Origin of the sequence: Leucobacter sp. M11 (assembly GCF_035726885.1) — a bacterium.
Lineage (GTDB): Bacteria > Actinomycetota > Actinomycetes > Actinomycetales > Microbacteriaceae > JAPFRB01.
Window position 1 is genome coordinate 659302 of record NZ_JAPFRB010000001.1, and the last position, 678, is coordinate 659979.

Consider the following 678-nt stretch of genomic DNA (forward strand, 5'->3'; position numbering starts at 1 on the left):
GCTGAGGCGCGAGCGATCAGCGGGGTCGTTGTCGTGCCTGCGGGGCGGCGTTGGGCCGCCCGGGTCAGGAATCCAGCGGCGCGTGCATGCCGCCGAGTTCGTCCCCTCCCGCATCGCGTGCGGCGTTCCAGGCGTCGTGGAGCCACATGGCGGTGTGGCGGCGGGCGTTGCTGGGGTCCCAGCGGATGTCGCGCTCGTAGGTGACGATCTCAGTGCCCGCACCCACGATGACCCAGGCGTAGAGCCCGGAGTCGTGCCGGGTCTTCACCTTCATCCCGGACACGGCGGTCTCCGCGCCGTCCCCGGTCACAATCGTCTCGTCGTGCCGGTCAACCCACTGCACCGTGAGCCCCGCCGCGTAGCCGGGATCGACCTCGGCGAGGAAGGCGAGCGCGATCCGCTCTGCCACGTCCGGGCTCGGCAGCTCCCCCGCGCCAAACCCCGCGGTCTGGCGGGTGTAACCGAAGAGGGTGCCCGTGTCCCCGACCACCGTGGTGACGTGCTCGCCGCCGGAATCGGGTCCGCCCTCCGGCTGCGCCCGGGTGACGGTGACGGGGCGGTCGTCGTGGAGCTCGGCTCGGGTCGTGACCCGGGTGAAGGTTTCGGGAGTGATCAGCGCGGGGTGCAGCGTCTCGGACACGGGGGGCCTTTCGTCACCGGCGGTGGCCGGGGGGTCTG

The 678-nt window shown here is 72.4% G+C and carries 1 protein-coding gene; it reads right to left on the reverse strand.

Going from position 1 to position 678, the window contains the following annotated elements; genetic code table 11:
- Window positions 1-64 precede the first annotated feature (64 nt).
- The coding region (locus tag OOT08_RS03420) for a hypothetical protein (RefSeq protein WP_325091138.1) at window positions 65-678 on the reverse strand (614 nt) is incomplete at its 5' end.